Origin of the sequence: Streptomyces sp. NPDC058240 (assembly GCF_042882135.1) — a bacterium.
Taxonomy (GTDB): domain Bacteria; phylum Actinomycetota; class Actinomycetes; order Streptomycetales; family Streptomycetaceae; genus Streptomyces.
Window position 1 is genome coordinate 32,722 of sequence record NZ_JBHVWT010000031.1, and the last position, 17,487, is coordinate 50,208.

Consider the following 17,487-nt stretch of genomic DNA (forward strand, 5'->3'; position numbering starts at 1 on the left):
GGGCGGTGGCTTCCGCGGGGTGGTCTCTGTAGGGGGGGGTGGGGGAAGACCCTGGGGGCATCCCCGACGGCCTGCTTCCGCCCCCCAAGAAGAGGACCCCCGGAACCGGCCTTCGGATCCCGATGCTTACTTCTTGGCCTTGACCTGGACGTCGGTGAAGATCGGGTCACCGTCCTGGCCGTAGACGATCTTGCCGAACACGTTCGTCGACTGACCGGAGTTGACCTTGTAGAACCACAGCGGAATGGCGGGCATGTCGTTCTTCAGGAGCTGCTCCGCGTCCTGGTACATCTTGACGGTCTCGTCGAGCGTCTTGGCCTTGTCGGCCTTCGCGGCGAGAGCGTCGAACTCCTTGTTGGAGTAGCCCGAGGTGTTGCCCGCGGCGGTGGTGCCGTACAGGTCGCGCATGAAGTTCGAGTTGACCGGGTAGTCGAGCACCCAGCCACCGCGGTACATGGACTTGACCTGCTTGTTGTCACGCGCGTTCAGGTCGGCCTGGAAGTCCGGCTTGGAGTCACCGGTGCACTCGACGCCGGTGGCCTTGCGGATGCTGTTGCAGACGGCGTCGACCCACGGCTTGTGCGACTGGTCGGCGTTGAACTGGATCGAGATCTTCTTGCCCGGGACGCCGCCACCGTCCTCGATGAGCTTCTTCGCCTTGGCCGGGTCGTACTTCACGACGTCACCGAGGGCGCCGGGCTTGTAGCCGATCACACCGCGGGCGACGAACGAGTCGGCCGGAGTACGGGTGCCGTGCAGCACGGTCTTGGTGATCGTGTCACGGTCGATGGCCATCGACAGACCCTGGATGACCCTGGGGTCGATGCCCTTGAACTGCTTGGTGTAGAACGCCGGGACGATCGACTGCACCGCGGAGTACTCCGCGTCGATGGCACGGTCGCCGAGGTCCTGCTTGTAGCTCGTGAGCGACGTCGTCGGGATCTGCTCGATCCAGTCGAGGTTGTTCGACCGCAGGTCCGAGTAGGCGGCGTCGGCGGTGGTGTAGTTCTTGAAGTCGATGCCACCGTTCTTGGCCTTGTTCGGGCCCTGGTAACCGTCGAACTTCCGGACCTTGATCAGCTTCTTGTGGTCCCACGAGACGAACTTGTAGGGACCGTTGCCGATCGGCTTCTGGCCGGCGGCGGCCGGGTCCTTGAAGAAGGACTCGGGCAGCGGCGCCCAGACGTCGTAACCCAGCTTGTACGCGAAGTACGAGACCGGGCCGGTCAGGCTGATCGTGAAGGAGTTGTCGTCGACGATCTTCAGACCGGACATCTTGTCGGCCTTCGGCGCACCCTTGGCCGGGTGGACGTCCTCGTAGCCCTTGATGTCCTGGAACCAGCTGGAGTTGGTCTGGTTGTTCTTGACGTTGGCCGACCAGTTCCAGGAGTCCACGAAGGACTTGGAGGTGACCGTGGTGCCGTCGTGGAACTTCCAGCCCGGCTTGAGCTTGACGGTCCACACGGACGAGTCCGCGTTGGGCGTCACGGACTCCGCGTTGACCATCACCAGCTTGCCGGTGCCGGGCTCGTAGTCGACCAGGCCGGAGAAGATGGTGCGCAGGACACGGCTGCCCTGGCTCTCCTTGGCGTTCGCCGGCTGGAGCGGGTTCTGCGGCTCTCCGAGCTGCGCGGTCAGGATCCCGTTCGGGTCCGCCTTGCCGGAGTTCATACCGCTGTCGCTGCTCTTGTCGTTACCACCACAAGCGGTCGCGGCCAGGGCGATGATGGCCGCTCCCGCGACCCACTTGGCGCTCTTGGCACCACGCATGGGTTTCCTCCTCATGAGTCCACTTTTGACTACAAGAAGGGCACTGGAGTGATACACCGACACCCCTGACGGTGATCGTTTCAGTGCCCCTAGTGTGCTCGTGAGTCGGCACTCCCCACAGTGCGTGACCCATTGACCCGAGCTCAATGGAGCCAACTATTAAGTACGACCGGGCCGTAAACCACACTTAAGGGGTCTCGTTTTGACAACATCGAGAAACCCCGATTGCCCGAAATCCGGACAAAGTGATCCCAGACAGACACCCTCGAAACGGACCGTTAACGCAGCTTTCGGAGAGCGACGATCGATATGCGGACGGATCGCCGATGAAAACCACTGGACAGGGGCCTGATGGGCCTCCTTGACAGCGCACCACCGATTCCGCCTGGTTGCTGATGCAACACCGGATGCAACACCACGCGCCCGTACGGCCTCTCGGTTCAACGCACGACGGGGCCCGGCCTCCCGTCAACTGACGGAAGGCCGGGCCCCGTTGTGTTGTTCATCCGGGTACGCGCGGCGCCCGGTGCCGGATCAGCGCTTGGCGCGCGACGCGGCGCGGCCGCGCTCCTTCTGGTCGAGGACGACCTTGCGGATACGGACCGTCTCCGGGGTCACCTCGATGCACTCGTCCTCGCGGCAGAACTCCAGGGACTGCTCCAGGGAGAGCTTGCGGGCCGGCACCACGTTCTCCGTGGTGTCGGCGGAAGCCGCACGCATGTTGGTGAGCTTCTTCTCCTTGGTGATGTTCACGTCCATGTCGTCGGCGCGGGAGTTCTCGCCGACGATCATGCCCTCGTAGACCTCGGTGCCGGCCTCGGTGAAGATGACACCGCGCTCCTGGAGGTTGACCATGGCGAACGGCGTCACGGAACCCGAACGGTCCGCGACCAGCGAGCCGTTGTGACGGGTGCGGAGCTCGCCGAACCACGGCTCGTGGCCCTCGAAGATGGAGTGCGCGATGCCCGTGCCGCGGGTCTGCGTCAGGAACTCCGTACGGAAGCCGATGAGGCCGCGGGACGGGACGATCCACTCCATGCGGACCCAGCCCGAACCGTGGTTCGTCATCGTCTCCATGCGGCCCTTGCGGGTCGCCATCAGCTGGGTGATCGCGCCGAGGTGCTCCTCGGGGGAGTCGATCGTCATGCGCTCGATCGGCTCGTGCGTCTTGCCGTCGACCTGCTTGGTGACGACCTCCGGCTTGCCGACCGTGAGCTCGAAGCCCTCACGGCGCATCTGCTCGACGAGGATGGCCAGCGCGAGCTCACCGCGGCCCTGGACCTCCCAGGCGTCGGGGCGCTCGGTGTCCAGGACGCGGAGCGAGACGTTACCGATCAGCTCGCGGTCGAGGCGGTCCTTCACCTGGCGGGCGGTGACCTTGTGGCCCTTGCCGCCCTTGCCGACCAGCGGCGAGGTGTTCGTACCGATGGTCATCGAGATGGCCGGCTCGTCGACCGTGATCAGCGGCAGCGCGATCGGGTTCTCGGGGTCGGCCAGGGTCTCGCCGATCATGATGTCCGGGATACCGGCGATGGCGCAGATGTCGCCGGGGCCCGCCACCTCGGCGGCCTTGCGGGTGAGCGCCTCGGTCATCAGCAGCTCGGTGATGCGGACGTTGGACATCGTGCCGTCGCGCTTGATCCAGGTGACGGTCTGGCCCTTGCGCAGCTCGCCCTGCTCGACGCGGCAGAGCGCGATACGGCCGAGGAAGTTGTCCGCGTCCAGGTTGGTGACGTGCGCCTGGAGCGGGGCGTCCTCGTCGTACTCCGGGGCCGGGACGTGCGCCAGGATCGTGGAGAAGAACGGCTCCAGGTTGTCGCTGTCGGCCGGGACGGTGCCGTCCTCCGGCTTGGTCAGCGAGGCGACGCCGTCACGGGCGCAGGCGTAGACGATCGGGAACTCGATCTGCTCCTCGTCCGCGTCCAGGTCCAGGAACAGGTCGTACGTCTCGTCGACGACCTCGGCGATCCGGGAGTCGGGGCGGTCGGTCTTGTTGATGCAGAGGATGACCGGCATCTTCGCGGAGAGCGCCTTGCGCAGCACGAAGCGGGTCTGCGGGAGCGGGCCCTCGGAGGCATCGACCAGGAGCACGACCGCGTCCACCATCGACAGACCGCGCTCGACCTCGCCGCCGAAGTCGGCGTGGCCGGGGGTGTCGATGATGTTGATCGTGATCGGGTCCCCGCCGTCCTTGGGGTGATACTTCACCGCCGTGTTCTTGGCGAGGATCGTGATGCCCTTCTCACGCTCCAGGTCGTTCGAGTCCATCATGCGTTCGTCGAGGTTCTCGGCGGCGTGCGCGGCGAAGGCGCCGGCCTGCCTGAGCATGGCGTCGACCAGCGTGGTCTTGCCGTGGTCGACGTGGGCGACGATGGCTACGTTACGGATGTCGTGGCGCGTGGGCATGGGTGGCTTGCGCTTCTCTCGGATCGTGGGATCAGGCGTCTAAGTCGGTCTCAAGTCCTCGTACGCCCGCCGGGCGGACGCGCCACGGCTAGTCCAATGGTACGGGGCTGGCGCCGCCGCGGCTTCCCGGGCGAGTTCTACCGGCCTCGGGACGGGCCTGTGCCGGGTCCGTCGAGCCGGAGCGGACGGTGGTCGCACCGAGTGCCGACGAGCACGGCTGCGCTGGTGAGAACCCGCGTCCGCCTCGCGTTCCTGCCCCGGTGGCCGGTTCTTCCGGTGAATTTCACCGGTGGCACGGCCGCGGCCCGGCAGGCGGCGGAGGCGGACGCGGGATCGCGCGGCTTCGGAGGTGGGGCTCCGAAGCGGAATCTCCGGGGGAACCGGAGCGGGGGCTCCGGGGTGGGGGTCTCGGAGGTGGGGGGATTGAGACGCCACCCGGGTCAACGGGTAGAAGCGACCTTGCCCGCCGGGCACGCCGGCGGGCAAGGGATTTGAGCCAGTTCTGAGCTTCTGGCGCTGTTCTGACCTGCTACTTCTTCTTATTGGCCGGGGCTCCGGCGGCCTGCGGCTTCTTGAAACCGATGTCCTGGTAGTGGGGTGCCCCGAAGCCGAAGGCGCCGACGTTCACCAGCTTCCGGCTCGCTGCCACGAGCTGCGGACGCTGGTAGAGCGGAATCGACCCCGCGGCGGCCCAGATCCGGGCGTCGGCCTGCTTCATCAGATCCCGGGCGGTGCCCTCGTCCAGCTCGGAGACCGCCTGGTCGAAGAGCTGGTCGATGTGGTCCGTGCCGACGCGGGTGTAGTTCTGCTCGACCAGCAGCGAGCCGTCGGTGGCGGGCACCGGCTTCGCGAAGATCGGGCGGTCGTCGGTCGCGGGGTAGGCGGTCGCGGGCCAGGAGTACAGGGCCAGGTCGTAGTCGCCGGAAGCGATGTGGTCCTGGAAGTAGCTCTCGTCGGAGACCTTGGTGATCTCCGTACGGATGCCGACCGATTCGAGCATCGCCGAGATCTTGTCCCCGACGCTGCGCAGCGGCTCCGACCCGGGACCGGACGGCTGGACGAAGCGCAGGGTCAGCGGCTTGCCGTCCTTGCCGAGCGGACCGTGGCGAGTGTCGGCCGCCCGTGCGGGGGCCGCGGTGCCCGCGGGGGCGTACGCACCGGCGGCGGCGCCGCCCGGCCGCTTGTCGTGGGCGGTGACCTTGGCGGGGACGTCCTCGGAGGTGCCGGCCTCGGCGAGGTATCCGGCCTGGCGCAGCAGGGCGGAGCTGTGGAACGCGGCGGCGGGGGCGGGGGCGAGTACGTGGGTGGCGCCGCCCGCCGGGTCGCCGTCGCCGGGCTTGTCGCCGTCGCCGGGCTTGTCGTCGCCGACGATGTACAGGCCGTCATCGGCGGCGGGCACGCGCGGGTCCGCGCCGTCGCCGGTCTTGCCGTCCGTGCTGCCCGCCTTCCCGGCGGCCGGGCCCGTCCCTTTCTTCTCCGCGTCCTTCCCGCTCTTCTTCTCCGCGTCCTTCCCGGCGGCCGGGCCCGTCCCCTTCTTCTCCGCGTCCTTCCCGCTCTTCTTTCCGGCCTCGCTGCCCGCCTTGGTGCCGTCCGACTTGCTGACCGCGCCCTCCGGCGTCCAGCCCGCGTCGGCCAGCAGCGCCTGCGCCTCCTCGGTGTCCTGGCCGCCGAGCGCGTCGCTGTTGTCCTTGTACGCGGGCTGCCCGGCCAGGGCCAGGTGGCTGCCGAGCGGCTGCGCGGGCAGGCCGAGCGGCTTGAGCACGGTGTCGACGAGCTCCTGGCGGTTCAGGGCGCGGGCGACCGCCCGGCGCACCCGGTCGTCGGCGAGCGGTCCGGACTCGCCGTTCAGCGCGAGCTGGGTGTAGGCGGGCTCCAGCGACTTGCGCACCACGTAGGCGCTCAGCCCGCCCTGCTCGGTGGCGTACGCCTCGGCGGCGGCCCGGCTCTTCGCCCTGGCCGCCTGCGCGGCGGCCGCTTCCTCGGCGTTCGAGCCGTGCGCCACGGCCCAGGAGCGCAGGGCGGCGGCCGGACCGGTCGCGGCGCCGGGTCCCTGGGTGAGCTGCTGCCCGTTCGCGCCCTTGTCGCGGGCCGCCTGCACGATCCGGTGCGCCGCCGCGGCGTCGACGTCGGCCACGTCGATCTTGCCCGCGGCCAGGGCGTTGGCCCGGTCCTTCGGCGCGACGGCCCTGAAGACCAGCGAGTCGAGCTTGGCCGGGTTACCCCACCAGCGCGGGTTGCGGACCAGGGTGACCTCGCCCGCCCCCTTATTCACCCCGCGCAGCCGGAACGGTCCCGAGGTCGCCTTGAGGGTGGTCCGGGCTCCGTCGTTGAAGGCGTCCGGGGAGCCGGTCACCTCCTTCGGGTACAGCGGGGAGAACAGTGAGCGCCAGTCCGCGTACGGCTTGGCGAAGGTGACCCGTACCTCCAGGTCGTCGGCGCCGCGCTCGATCTTCTCGATGCGGTCGTAGCCGGCGTTGCGGGCGGTCCAGAACGCCGAGTCCTTGCCGCTCAGCGCCCGCCACTGGGCGACGAAGTCGGACGCCCCGATCTCCCGGCCGTCGCTCCACACCGCCTGCTGGTTGAGCCGGTAGAGCACCACCTGCCTGGGCTCGCGCTCGATCACCTTCGCGGACTCCAGATAGTCCGGGTTCAGCTGCGGCCTGCCGTTGGCGTCCAGCGGGAAGAGCGTCGGCAGCAGGGCGCCGGTGATCCGGGTGGTGGAGCTGTCGGCGTCCGCCTGGAAGGCGTTGAGGGTGGCGGGCACGGCGTCGATCGCCCAGTCGACCGTGCCGCCCTCGGCGACCAGGTCCCGGCCGGTGACCGCGATGTCCTGGGGGGCGGTCCCGGCGGATGTGGAGCCGTCGCCGGAGCTGCAGCCCGCCAGTACGGGGAGCGTCAGCACACCCGTCGTGAGGAGCGCGAGGGAGCGGCGCTTTCGGGCCGTCCCCCGCGGGACGCCGACGTGGGACATGGCTGATACCTCCGGGGCCGGCCCGACCCACCCGTCAGGGGGTGTGCCAGATTGTGCGTTTTTGGTGGCATTTGCAGTTGATCACACTGATTCCGTCCATCCACTGAAGGCGCCCCCGCGCGAGCGGCGGCGCAGACACGGCGCGACGGCCCCGAACCTCACCCGTGCGGCGCAGCGGCCCCGGCTGCCGCGCCGCACGGGTGAGGACGACCGGCCACGAGGATCGGGCCGGCCAGGAGGATCAGCCGAGCAGCGCGACGATCGCCTCCGTCGTGTCCGTCTCACTCAGGCGCGGGAAGATCTTTTCGACGCTGTTGCGGTGGGCGTCGGCGTCCATGTCGGTGATCGCGTCCGTGACGACCGTGACGTTGTAGCCGTGCTCGTATGCCGAGCGGGCCGTGGACTCCACGCCGATGCTGGTCGCGATGCCGGTGAGGACCACCTGGGTGACGCCGGCGCGGCGCAGCCGGAGATCGAGGTCGGTGCCGTGGAAGGCACCCCAGGTGCGCTTGGTGACCACGATGTCGCCCTCGCGCGGGCCGAGCTCGGGCACGATGTCGGCCCAGTCGGTGGGCAGCTGCCCACCGGCCCCCGCCGGCGCCTCGTTGCGGCCGGGGGCGCCGTCGATCACATGGACCAGGACGACCGGGAGGCCCTTGGCGCGGAAGGCGTCGGCGAGGGTGACGGAGTTGGCGACGATGTCGGCGGTGGGGTGGGCGGTGTCCAGGGAGACGATGCCCTTCTGGAGATCGATGACGACCAGGGCGGTCTTCGGGTCGAGGATGGTGGCGGTCATGGTGGTGCTCCTGTGTGGCGTGGGCGAACGGTTCGGATGTGGGTACGGGTACGCGCGCGGGGCGATGCGGGTACGGGGCGCGGGGTATGGGGGCGCGGGGTGCGGGGTATGGGGCGCGGGGTGCGGTGGGGTGACAGCCGGTGCCGGTCCGGCGGACGGCCACCCGTCGCATCCCGGTCCGGCGGCGGAGCGGCGCCGTCACTTCCCGGTCAGCCGGTCCATCAGCTCGATGGCCTCGGCCATGGTGCGGCGATCGGCGCCGTCGAGCTCGGCCGCGATGGCCGAGGCGAGCCAGTCGTGCTTGGCGGCCCGGACCTCGGCGAGCGTCGCGGTCCCGGACTCCGTCAGCGACATCACCGACTTCCGGCCGTCGGCCGGATCGGGCGCCCGCTCGACGAGCCCCTGACTCTCCAGCGCGCCGAGGGTCAGCCGCATGGACTGCGGACGCACATACTCCGCACGGGCCAGCGCGGCCGTGGTGGCCGGACCTTCACGGTCCAGCCTGGCGAGCACCGAGCGCTGCGTCGGCGTGAGCAGACCGCCCGACGACGTGCTGCGCAGCCGCCGCAGCAACCGGCCGACCACGGCGGCGAGCTGCGTCGCCAGCTGCTCGGCGGACGGCTCGGCGGACGACGCGGCGCGACGGCCGGCGGGTGTGGTTCCAGTCGGTTCCGGCATGTCCTCAAGGTAAAAGATGCGCAGGGCACCTTGCAAGGTTGCCTGTCTTTCTTGGGGGCGGTCTTGCCCGTCACGCGGCCCGCGATCTAGGGTGAATGCGCTTTCAGAAGAGGGTCGGTACATGCAACAGCAGGTGCTTCGGTACGGAAGAAGAAGCGGACGGTCGGTCGAGTGAGCGCCCCAACGGTGTACGACGTCGCCGAGCGGTCGGGCGTCTCCATTGCCACGGTCTCGCGGGTCTACCGCACCCCCGATTCGGTACGCGCCCAGACCCGCGAGCGGGTCCTCGAAGCCGCCCGCCAGCTCGGTTACGTACCCAGCGGGAACGCCCGCGGCCTGGCCAGCCGGACCACCGGCGTGCTCGGCCTCTGCTTCCCCGACTACGCCGATCCCGACGCCGAGGCCGACGCAGAAGCGGACAGTGACGCCGACGACGCGGTGATGCTCTACTCCGACCAGATCATCCGCGGCATGGAGCGGGCGGCGCGGCGGCACGGTTACGCGCTGCTGATCGCCGCCTCGCTGGAGGGCGGGCCCGAGAGCCTCGTCGCGAAGGTCGCGGGCCGGGTCGACGGTTTCGCGGTGCTGGCACAGACCGTGCCGACCGAGGACCTCGAAGTGATATCGCGCCGGCTTCCGGTGGTGATGCTCGCCGGCCCCCGCGAGATCGACCATCTCGACCACATCGTCGTCGCGAACGCGGACGGCGAGCGCGAACTGGCCCGCCATCTGATCGAGGACCACGGGCTGCGCAGGCTCGCCTTCGTCGGCGGCGAGGTCGAATCGCCGGACGCCGAGGCGCGGTTCCTGGGCTTCCGCCAGGCCTGCCGCGACGCCGGGATCCCGGTGCCGGACGCGCCCGATCTGCGGGCCGAGATGATGACGCAGGCCGAGGGCGCGCGGGCCGCGGAGGCGCTGCTCGACCGGCCCGGCGAGCGGCCGGAGGGGGTGCTCTTCGCCAACGACCAGATGGCGGTGGGCGCGCTGCGCGCCCTGGAGCGGCGCGGGGTGCGGGTGCCCGAGGACATCGCGGTGACCGGCTTCGACGGGATTCCGCTGAGCCGGATCGTCCGGCCGCCGCTGACGACCGTGCGCCAGCCGATCCGTCAGCTCGGCGAGCAGGCGGTGGAGCTGCTGGTGCAGCGGCTGGGCAACAGCGGCAGCGAGCCGGTGTCGCTCATGCTCCCGGTGTCCCTGATCCGCCGCGCCAGCTGCGGCTGCGGCTGACGGGAACGGACGCCCCGGCCCGATCCGGACGAAAGGCCCCGAGGGCGACCTCGGGGCCGCCGGACGCCCGGCACCCCCGTACGCCCCGCGTCACCGCGCCCGTCGCGCCGCGAAGAACCGTCGCCGGGCCGCCCGGAGCTCCGCCACCTCCGCCGCCGTGCCCTCGTGCTCGAAGTGCCCCGCGCTCAGCACCAGCAGCTCGTGCTCACCGGCCAGCGCGTTGTGCACGGCGAACTGCCCCGGCGGCGGCACCGAGGGGTCGAAGAGCGCCGCGGCCACCAGTGTGGGCGTCTCCAGCCGCGTCGCCGCCGTGGCGGCGTCGAAGTACGGCAGCACCTCGGCGACCTCGGGGTGGTCCCGGTGGTGGCCCCGCACCGACTCCCCGCTGCCGATGCACGGCAGGGTGAGCCGCAGCGGATGGTTGCCGAAGGTCGGCACCGTCAGCTGCGCGGCCCCGAAGCGGTCGTCCCAGGGCAGCGCCAGCGCGCCGAGCCCACCGCCGAAGCTCTCCCCGAGGTACCCGAGCCCCGGGCCGCCCTCCTCCGGCGCCAGTTCCGGCACCAGCTCGCGCAGCGCCGACGCCGCGCACCACAGGTCCGCCACGCAGTCGCCGATGACATAGGTGTCGCGCGACTCGATGCCGTGCAGCACATGCGCGGCGGACACGTCCGGGATGCCCGGGTGCAGTCCGCGCGAGCCCATGCCCCGTACGCAGGGCAGGATCGCCGCGGCCCGGGGAAGCGGCAGCGGCACGTCGGGGCCCGGTTCCTGCCGGCCGCCGTAGCCGTGCCCGATGACGAATCCGTACTCCGCCGGCCCCTCGGCGGGCAGCGCCACCCAGCCGCCGAGCCGCACCCCGCCCACCGAGGTGAAGGTCGCGCCGTGGATCCGTACCCCGTCGCGCTCCTCCTCCAGCGGCCCGAGCTCCGGCTCCGTGGCGACCTTGCGGGCCTCCTCGTACCGGGCCTGCCAAAAGGCGTCGAAATCGTCCGGAGCAGCGGGGGCGGGGACGCCCAGCAGGTCCTGGAGCGTGTATCCGTAAGCCGGATCGAAGGGGAAGTCGTGTTCGAGCGAAGCCATGGACACGACCGTATCCGCCCCGTCCGCGGCGGTACAGACCTGTTGATCATCATGGAGCCGACAGCGAAATCGGTCACATCATCCCCAATTTCGCAAACGGCACACTTACCGTGCCAAGTTGAACATTCAGATGTCCAGCACGTTGCACGAGTGTGACCTAGCACCCTCTTGCGGATTCCTGAATCTCTGCCGCAGAGTGATGTATGCGCTTACAGGCAGCGCATACATCCGGATTGCTCAAGGAGGAGCCCTCCATGTCCCGCACCGCCAGAAACGCCTCGATCGGTATCGCAGTCACGGCTGCGCTCACTCTCGGTCTCACCGCGTGCGGCAGCTCCGGTGGCGACGATGTCGCCGCGGACAAGAAGCAGACGCTCACCGTCTGGGCCATGGGGGCCGAGGGCGAGAAGCTCGCGGATGTGGCCAAGGTGTACGAGAAGGCCAACCCGAACATCACCGTCAAGGTGACCCCGGTCGGCTGGGACGTCGCCCACCAGAAGCTGGTCTCCGCGGCCGCCGCCGGCACCCTGCCGGACGTGGCGCAGATGGGCGGCAGCTACATGGGAGAGTTCGCCGAGCTCGGTGTGCTGGAGCCGGTCGACACCAAGACCTTCAACGAGAAGGACTACTTCCAGTCCGGCTGGAAGCAGGGCGAGGTCGACGGCCAGGCGTACGGCGTGCCGTGGTACGTCGACACCCGCGTCCTGTACTACCGCACCGACCTGGCCGAGAAGGCCGGCATCACCAAGGCTCCGACCAACTGGAAGGAGATGCAGGACCTCGCCACGGCCTACCAGAAGAAGGCCGGAACCAAGTGGGGCCTGTCCATCCAGCCCAGCGGCCTGGACACGGTACAGAACTTCTACTCCTTCCTGTACTCGGCCGGCGGCGAGATCGTCAACGACAAGGGCGAGGCCGTCATCGACAGCCCCGAGGCCGTCAAGGCGCTCAAGGAGTACGGCTCGTACTTCGACAAGGGGCTCTCCAACAAGTCCGTGCAGCCCGGCTACGACGTGGTCAAGGACTTCGGCAACGGCCGCGTCCCGATGTTCTTCGGCGGCCCCTGGCACGTCACCCTGCTGAACGAGGGCCAGCCGCAGCTCAAGGGCAAGTGGGCGGTGGCCAACGTGCCCGCCGACAAGTCCTCCGTCTCCATGGCCGGCGGCTCCTCCCTGGCGATCTCCAAGGACAGCGAGCACAAGGCCGCCGCCACCGAGTTCATCAAGTACCTGACGGACACCAAGGGCCAGGCCGACTGGTACAAGCGCACCAAGGACCTGCCGGCCAACACCTCCGCCTGGACCTCCGGCACCCTCGCCGACGACGCCGACCTCCAGGTGTTCAAGAAGCAGATGGACACCGCCAAGGCCTCGCCGTCGCTGTCCAACTGGACGGAGATCACCGACAAGGTCGACCAGGCCATCGCCAAGGTCACCCAGGGCAAGGCGTCCGCCGAGGACGCGCTCAAGACCGCCCAGTCCCAAATCGAAGGCCTCGTGAAGTAGGAGTCATGCGCACCATGACCTCAAAGGCCGCTCAGACGGCCAAGGTGCAGGCCGGGCCGGGGACCTCCGGGTCCCCGGCCACCGGGCCCGCGGGTCGCCGGGGTGGCAAGAAGGCCTCGATGGGCGTGCAGAACGTGGCCGGCTGGCTGTTCTCCACCCCCTTCCTCGTCCTCTTCCTCGTCTTCATGGCGTTCCCGATCGTCGCGACGCTGGTGATGAGCTTCACCGACTTCGGGCTGCGCAATGTCACGCACCCGCTGGACGCGAACTTCATCGGCTTCGAGAACTACGTCAATCTGTTCAGCGACGACAAGTTCCTCAAGTCGCTGTTCAACACGGCGTACTTCGTGGTGATCGGCGTCCCGCTGACGATCTTCCTCGGGCTGCTCGTCGCCGTACTGCTGAACAACGGCATCGACCGGGCCCGGACCTTCTTCCGCGTCGGCTTCTACACCCCGGTGGTCACGACCATCGTCGCGGTCGCCGTGGTCTGGCGGTTCGTGCTCGACCCGAGCGACGGGCTCGTCGCGGGGCTCTTCTCCGAAGTGGGCCTCACCTCGCCCGACTTCCTGGGCTCCGAGACGCTCGCCATGCCGTCGATGATCGCGATGGCGGTCTGGCGCAACCTCGGCACGGTCATGGTGCTCTTCATCGCCGGTCTGCAGGCCATCCCCACCGAGGTGCGGGAGGCCGCGCGGCTGGACGGTGCCGGTGTCTGGCAGGAGTTCAAGGGCATCACCGTGCCCCTGCTGCGGCCGACGCTGCTCTACGCCACGGTGATCACGACCATCGGTTACCTCAATGTCTTCGAGGAGCCGTTCGTGATGACCCAGGGCGGTCCCTCGGACTCCACGCTCACCGTCTCGCTGAACATGTACCGCGAGGGCTTCAACTTCTTCCACATGGGCTATGCGAGTGCCATGGCGTATGTCCTCTTCGTAGTGATCATGGGCATCACGGTGCTGCAGCTCCGACTGCTGAAGGACAACACGAAATGAGCGCCACCAGTGCACCGGGCGCCGTCTCGACGGCGCCGTCGAAGAAGCCCCTGGACACACCGCCGTCCGGGACGAAGAAGGCCCGCAACCCGAAGCGCGTCCTCGTCTACGTCCTGCTGTCGGTCGGCCTGCTGATCATGTCGGCGCCGTTCCTGTGGATGGCTCTCTCGGCCTTCAAGACGCAAGCGGACCTGACGGCCAGCCCGCCCGTGTGGCTCCCGACCGAGTGGACCCTGCAGAACTTCCGGGACCTGCTCGACAAGCTCGATCTGCCGCTGTACTTCATGAACTCGGTGATCGTGGCGGTGCTGGTCACCGTCTCGAACCTGGTGTTCTGCTCGATGCTCGGGTACGCCCTGGCCAAGCTGAACTTCGCCGGCCGCAACAAGATCTTCGGCCTGGTTCTCGGCGCCCTGATGGTGCCCGGCAACCTGATGCTGCTGCCGCTGTTCGTGCTGATGAGCAAGCTGCATCTGATCGACTCGTACGCCGGCCTGGTGCTGCCGTTCGCCGCCGGAGCCTTCGGGGTCTTCCTGATGCGGCAGTTCATGCAGTCGATCCCGGACGAGCTGCTGGAAGCGGCCCGGATGGACGGCGCCGGTGAGTGGTACATCTTCTGGCGCATCGTGATGCCGCTGGTGAAGCCCGCTCTGGCGACGCTGTCGATCTTCACGTTCCTGGGCTCCTGGAACAACTTCGTCTGGCCGCTCATCGCGACCAACGACCCCGACAAGTACACCCTGCCGGTCGCGCTGGCCACCTTCGCCACCGACCCCAACAAGGCGGGTGGCTCCAACGGCATGCTGATGGCCGGTTCCCTGCTGGTCGTCCTGCCCGTCGTGGTCCTGTTCATCGCGCTCCAGCGGCACTTCACCCAGGGCATCGCCACGGCGGGCATGAAGTAGCCCGCCCCGGCGGCCCCACCGAAACGTACGAGGCCACGGCCCCACACTCCGTCGGCCACACCCCTTCATCACCAGAAAGACGGTTTGCGATGACGCACACCCAGGTCCCGTTCCCCGAAGGCTTCCTGTGGGGCGCCTCCACGGCCGCCCACCAGATCGAGGGCAACAACATCAATTGCGACTGGTGGGTCAAGGAGCACGCCGCGGGCACCCACATCCAGGAGCCCAGCCTGGACGCCTGCGACAGCTACCACCGCTGGCACGAGGACATGGACACGCTGGCCGGTCTGGGCTTCACCGACTACCGGTTCTCCATCGAGTGGGCGCGCATCGAGCCGGTCGAGGGCCGGTTCTCCCGGGCCGAGATCGCCCACTACCGCCGCATGGTCGAGGGCGCCATCGAGCGCGGCCTGCGTCCCATGATCACCCTGCACCACTTCACCGTGCCGCAGTGGTTCGAGGCGCGCGGCGGCTGGACCGCCGAGGGCGCGACCGAGCTCTTCGCGCGCTACGTCGCGGCCTGCGCGCCGGTGATCGCCGAGGGCGTCAGCCACGTCTGCACCATCAACGAGCCGAACATGATCGCCGTGATGGCCGGCCAGGCCAAGCGGGGCGACAACAGCTTCCCGCCCGCCGGCCTGCCGACCCCCGACGACGAGACCACCGAGGCCGTCATCGCCGCGCACCACGCGGCCGTCAAGGAGGTCCGGGCGATCGACCCGGCCATCCAGGTCGGCTGGACCATCGCCAACCAGGTCTACCAGGCCCTGCCCGGCGCCGAGGAGGTCACCGCGGCCTACCGTCACCCCCGCGAGGACGTCTTCATCGAGGCCGCCCGCGGCGACGACTGGATCGGTGTGCAGTCCTACACCCGGACCAAGATCGGCACCGACGGCCCGATACCGACGGCCGACGGCGTCGAGCGCACCCTCACGCAGTGGGAGTACTACCCGTCCGCGGTCGGCCATGCGCTGCGCCACACCGCCGAGGTCCTGGGCAACGACATCCCGCTGATCGTGACCGAGAACGGCATCGCGACCGACGACGACAGCCGCCGGGTCGACTACTACACCGGCGCCCTGAACGAGGTCGCCTCCGCGATCCAGGACGGCCTGAACATCCAGGGCTACCTGGCCTGGAGCGCGCTCGACAACTACGAGTGGGGCTCCTACAAGCCCACCTTCGGCCTGATCGGCTGGGACCCGGAGACCTTCGAGCGCCTGCCCAAGCCGTCCGCCGTCTGGCTGGGCGAGATGGGCCGCACGCGCGCCCTGCCGCGCATCGCCGACTGACCTCGGCCCCCGAGCCGACCGACCTCGGCTCCCCCCCGACCGGGAGCGACCTGACCGCTCCCGCCCGTACGGGAACCGGCGAAACCTGACGGACGCCGGTTCCCGTACAGCAGGGTCCCCCGGACCCTGTGCCCGCGTACGGCGCCGCTCGTGTCCTGCCCTGCTCACGAGCGGCGGCGCACGCGGATGCCGTACGCAACACGGCGCCCCGCGCCCGCAATCACGACCGACGAACGAAATCCGCCCACCGCCCACAGTCGGTGGCTCTTCTTCGAGGGGTTCTGATGGACCGTCGTACGTTTCTCACCGCAGCGGGGACAGGGGCCGCCGCCCTGTCGCTCGGAGCCGTGGCCGCGCCCCCGGCGGGCGCCGCCCAGCCCGTGCGCGGCTCGCACGCCCCGTTGCTCCTGCGCTGGTTCCGCGACACGTATCGATCGATCGAGGCCATGACGACCGACTTCGGTCTCGCCGTCGACAAGATCGATGTCAGCAAGCCCGGCGCCCCCGTCCAGTCGCGTCAGACCTCCCCCACCAACATCGGCTGCGGCCTCTGGTCGACCGTGGCCGCAGCCGGGCTCGGGGTGATCGACGACGACACCATGCGCCGCAGGCTGGAGCGCACCGTGCGGGCCGTCGAGAAACTGGAACGCCACCACGGCTTCTGGCTCAACTGGTACGACGCGCACGACGGTTCGGTCCTCACCGAGTGGCCCGGCACCGGCGACCCGGTCCGCCCGTTCCTGTCCTCCGTCGACAACGCCTGGCTGATCACCGGTCTGCGCATCGCCGCCGACGCCTCGCCCGCGCTGCGCCCCCGCGTCGCCCGCATCCTGGCGACCGCCGACTGGTCCTACTACTACACGCCGTACGACCCGGCCGACCCGGTCGCCGGCCCCGGCCAGCTGCGCGGCGGGTTCTGGCCCGACACCGAGGAGCCCACCGGCCACCACTACGGCGCGCTCAACACGGAGCCGCGCATGGCCAGTTACCTGGGCATCGCGGACGGCTCGCTGCCCGCCGACCACTACTGGCACCTGCTGCGCACGATGCTCCCCGAGCACGAGCAGGAGCAGCACCCGCAGGGCAGCTACGTCGCCATGGACGGCGTACGCGTCTGGCAGGGGCACTACACCCACCGCGGCCGGAAGATCGTGCCCACCTGGGGCGGGTCGATGTTCGAGGCCCTGATGGTGCCGCTGTTCGTGCCGGAGGCGGAGTGGTCGCCGAGGTCCTGGGGCCTCACGCACCGCCGGTACGTCCGCAGCCAGATCGAGCACGGCATGGCGGAGGCGGGGTACGGGTACTGGGGCTTCTCCCCCGCCAACATCCCCGAGGGCGGCTACCAGGAGTACGGCGTCGACGCGATCGGCATGCAGGTCGACGGCTACGCCTCCAACACCGACCGTACGTACACGAAGGACGGCGAACCGCTGCCGCCCGCGTCGGCGTTCACCAACGGTGTGGTCACCCCGCACGCCTCCTTCCTCGCCCTGCCCTACGCACCGGACGAAGCGATCGCCAACCTGCGCGCGCTCGACCGCGACTTCGGCGCGTACCACGCCGGATACGGCTTCCGGGACTCCGTCAATGTCGGTACCGGGCGGGTCAGCGATTACCTGCTCGCGCTCGACCAGGGCATGATCGCCGCGGCACTGGCCCAGGCGATCCGCCCCGGCCTGCTGCAGAGGCCGTTCCGGACCGGCGGGTTCCAGTCGAAGGTGCGGCCGCTGCTCGCCAAGGAGCGGTTCTCCATCTGATTCCCCTGGAACGTGGTGGGGGGGGGGGTGAGGGGAGGGAGAGGGGAGGGGCGGGGAGGGGCAAGATGGCAGCGAGGCCCGTAAGAGATAATCTTCGGATGG

General features: G+C 69.4%; 12 protein-coding genes. 6 read left to right on the plus strand and 6 right to left on the minus strand.

The window, feature by feature from the left end:
* Positions 1–126 precede the first annotated feature (126 nt).
* The 5 genes from ACFVX4_RS31285 to ACFVX4_RS31305 all read right to left on the minus strand — a co-directional run bounded on the left by ACFVX4_RS31285 (position 127) and on the right by ACFVX4_RS31305 (position 8,621).
* Positions 127–1,770, minus strand: coding sequence for an ABC transporter substrate-binding protein (locus ACFVX4_RS31285; RefSeq protein WP_389983626.1), 1,644 nt, complete (start codon positions 1,768–1,770; stop codon positions 127–129).
* A gap of 534 nt (positions 1,771–2,304) precedes the next feature.
* On the minus strand, positions 2,305–4,176 hold the full coding sequence (typA, locus tag ACFVX4_RS31290) for a translational GTPase TypA (protein ID WP_389983629.1): 1,872 nt from the start codon (positions 4,174–4,176) through the stop codon (positions 2,305–2,307).
* 529 nt (positions 4,177–4,705) lie between these two features.
* Positions 4,706–7,147, minus strand: coding sequence for an ABC transporter family substrate-binding protein (locus ACFVX4_RS31295; protein WP_389983632.1), 2,442 nt, complete (start codon positions 7,145–7,147; stop codon positions 4,706–4,708).
* 241 nt (positions 7,148–7,388) lie between these two features.
* A complete protein-coding gene (locus tag ACFVX4_RS31300; RefSeq protein ID WP_389983635.1) occupies positions 7,389–7,943 on the minus strand; it encodes an isochorismatase family protein in 555 nt (184 codons plus the stop codon).
* Positions 7,944–8,141: 198 nt separating this feature from the next.
* Entirely contained in the window at positions 8,142–8,621 is a 480-nt protein-coding gene (locus ACFVX4_RS31305) for a MarR family winged helix-turn-helix transcriptional regulator (RefSeq protein ID WP_389983638.1), read from the minus strand.
* 171 nt (positions 8,622–8,792) lie between these two features.
* Between ACFVX4_RS31305 and ACFVX4_RS31310 the strand changes: the two genes are divergently transcribed.
* The gene (locus ACFVX4_RS31310) at positions 8,793–9,848 is read left to right on the plus strand and encodes a LacI family DNA-binding transcriptional regulator (RefSeq protein ID WP_389983641.1); all 1,056 of its coding nucleotides are present in this window, start codon (positions 8,793–8,795) and stop codon (positions 9,846–9,848) included.
* A gap of 90 nt (positions 9,849–9,938) precedes the next feature.
* On the opposite strand, the gene ACFVX4_RS31315 is transcribed toward ACFVX4_RS31310, so the two are convergent.
* Positions 9,939–10,928, minus strand: a complete 990-nt coding sequence (locus ACFVX4_RS31315; RefSeq protein WP_389983643.1) for an acetylxylan esterase — start codon at positions 10,926–10,928, stop codon at positions 9,939–9,941.
* A 254-nt stretch (positions 10,929–11,182) separates the two neighbouring features.
* On the opposite strand from ACFVX4_RS31315, the gene ACFVX4_RS31320 reads away from it, so the two are divergent.
* From ACFVX4_RS31320 to ACFVX4_RS31340, 5 genes are all read left to right on the plus strand, one after another.
* Positions 11,183–12,433 carry a sugar ABC transporter substrate-binding protein gene (locus ACFVX4_RS31320; protein WP_389983646.1) on the plus strand — a complete coding sequence of 417 codons (1,251 nt, stop codon included), beginning with the start codon at positions 11,183–11,185 and terminating at the stop codon, positions 12,431–12,433.
* Between the two features lie 5 nt (positions 12,434–12,438).
* Positions 12,439–13,431, plus strand: coding sequence for a carbohydrate ABC transporter permease (locus tag ACFVX4_RS31325; RefSeq protein ID WP_389983648.1), 993 nt, complete (start codon positions 12,439–12,441; stop codon positions 13,429–13,431).
* Positions 13,428–14,336 (plus strand): carbohydrate ABC transporter permease, encoded by a 909-nt coding sequence (locus ACFVX4_RS31330; RefSeq protein WP_389983651.1) that lies wholly within the window; start codon positions 13,428–13,430, stop codon positions 14,334–14,336. The genes ACFVX4_RS31325 and ACFVX4_RS31330 overlap by 4 nt, the downstream gene beginning before the upstream one ends.
* Positions 14,337–14,425: 89 nt before the next feature.
* A complete protein-coding gene (locus ACFVX4_RS31335) occupies positions 14,426–15,628 on the plus strand; it encodes a glycoside hydrolase family 1 protein (protein WP_389983654.1) in 1,203 nt (400 codons plus the stop codon).
* Between the two features lie 284 nt (positions 15,629–15,912).
* Positions 15,913–17,385 carry a glucoamylase family protein gene (locus ACFVX4_RS31340; protein ID WP_389983656.1) on the plus strand — a complete coding sequence of 491 codons (1,473 nt, stop codon included), beginning with the start codon at positions 15,913–15,915 and terminating at the stop codon, positions 17,383–17,385.
* The last annotated feature ends 102 nt before the right edge of the window (positions 17,386–17,487 follow it).

What these genes read in the sequence shown, in the direction of transcription:
- ACFVX4_RS31285 (WP_389983626.1), bottom strand. Translation starts at nt 1,770, where the DNA reads ATGCGTGGTGCCAAGAGCGCCAAGTGGGTCGCGGGAGCGGCCATCATC.
- typA (WP_389983629.1), bottom strand. Translation starts at nt 4,176, where the DNA reads ATGCCCACGCGCCACGACATCCGTAACGTAGCCATCGTCGCCCACGTC.
- ACFVX4_RS31295 (WP_389983632.1), bottom strand. Translation starts at nt 7,147, where the DNA reads ATGTCCCACGTCGGCGTCCCGCGGGGGACGGCCCGAAAGCGCCGCTCC.
- ACFVX4_RS31300 (WP_389983635.1), bottom strand. Translation starts at nt 7,943, where the DNA reads ATGACCGCCACCATCCTCGACCCGAAGACCGCCCTGGTCGTCATCGAT.
- ACFVX4_RS31305 (WP_389983638.1), bottom strand. Translation starts at nt 8,621, where the DNA reads ATGCCGGAACCGACTGGAACCACACCCGCCGGCCGTCGCGCCGCGTCG.
- ACFVX4_RS31315 (WP_389983643.1), bottom strand. Translation starts at nt 10,928, where the DNA reads ATGGCTTCGCTCGAACACGACTTCCCCTTCGATCCGGCTTACGGATAC.
- ACFVX4_RS31320 (WP_389983646.1), top strand. Translation starts at nt 11,183, where the DNA reads ATGTCCCGCACCGCCAGAAACGCCTCGATCGGTATCGCAGTCACGGCT.
- ACFVX4_RS31325 (WP_389983648.1), top strand. Translation starts at nt 12,439, where the DNA reads ATGCGCACCATGACCTCAAAGGCCGCTCAGACGGCCAAGGTGCAGGCC.
- ACFVX4_RS31330 (WP_389983651.1), top strand. Translation starts at nt 13,428, where the DNA reads ATGAGCGCCACCAGTGCACCGGGCGCCGTCTCGACGGCGCCGTCGAAG.
- ACFVX4_RS31335 (WP_389983654.1), top strand. Translation starts at nt 14,426, where the DNA reads ATGACGCACACCCAGGTCCCGTTCCCCGAAGGCTTCCTGTGGGGCGCC.
- ACFVX4_RS31340 (WP_389983656.1), top strand. Translation starts at nt 15,913, where the DNA reads ATGGACCGTCGTACGTTTCTCACCGCAGCGGGGACAGGGGCCGCCGCC.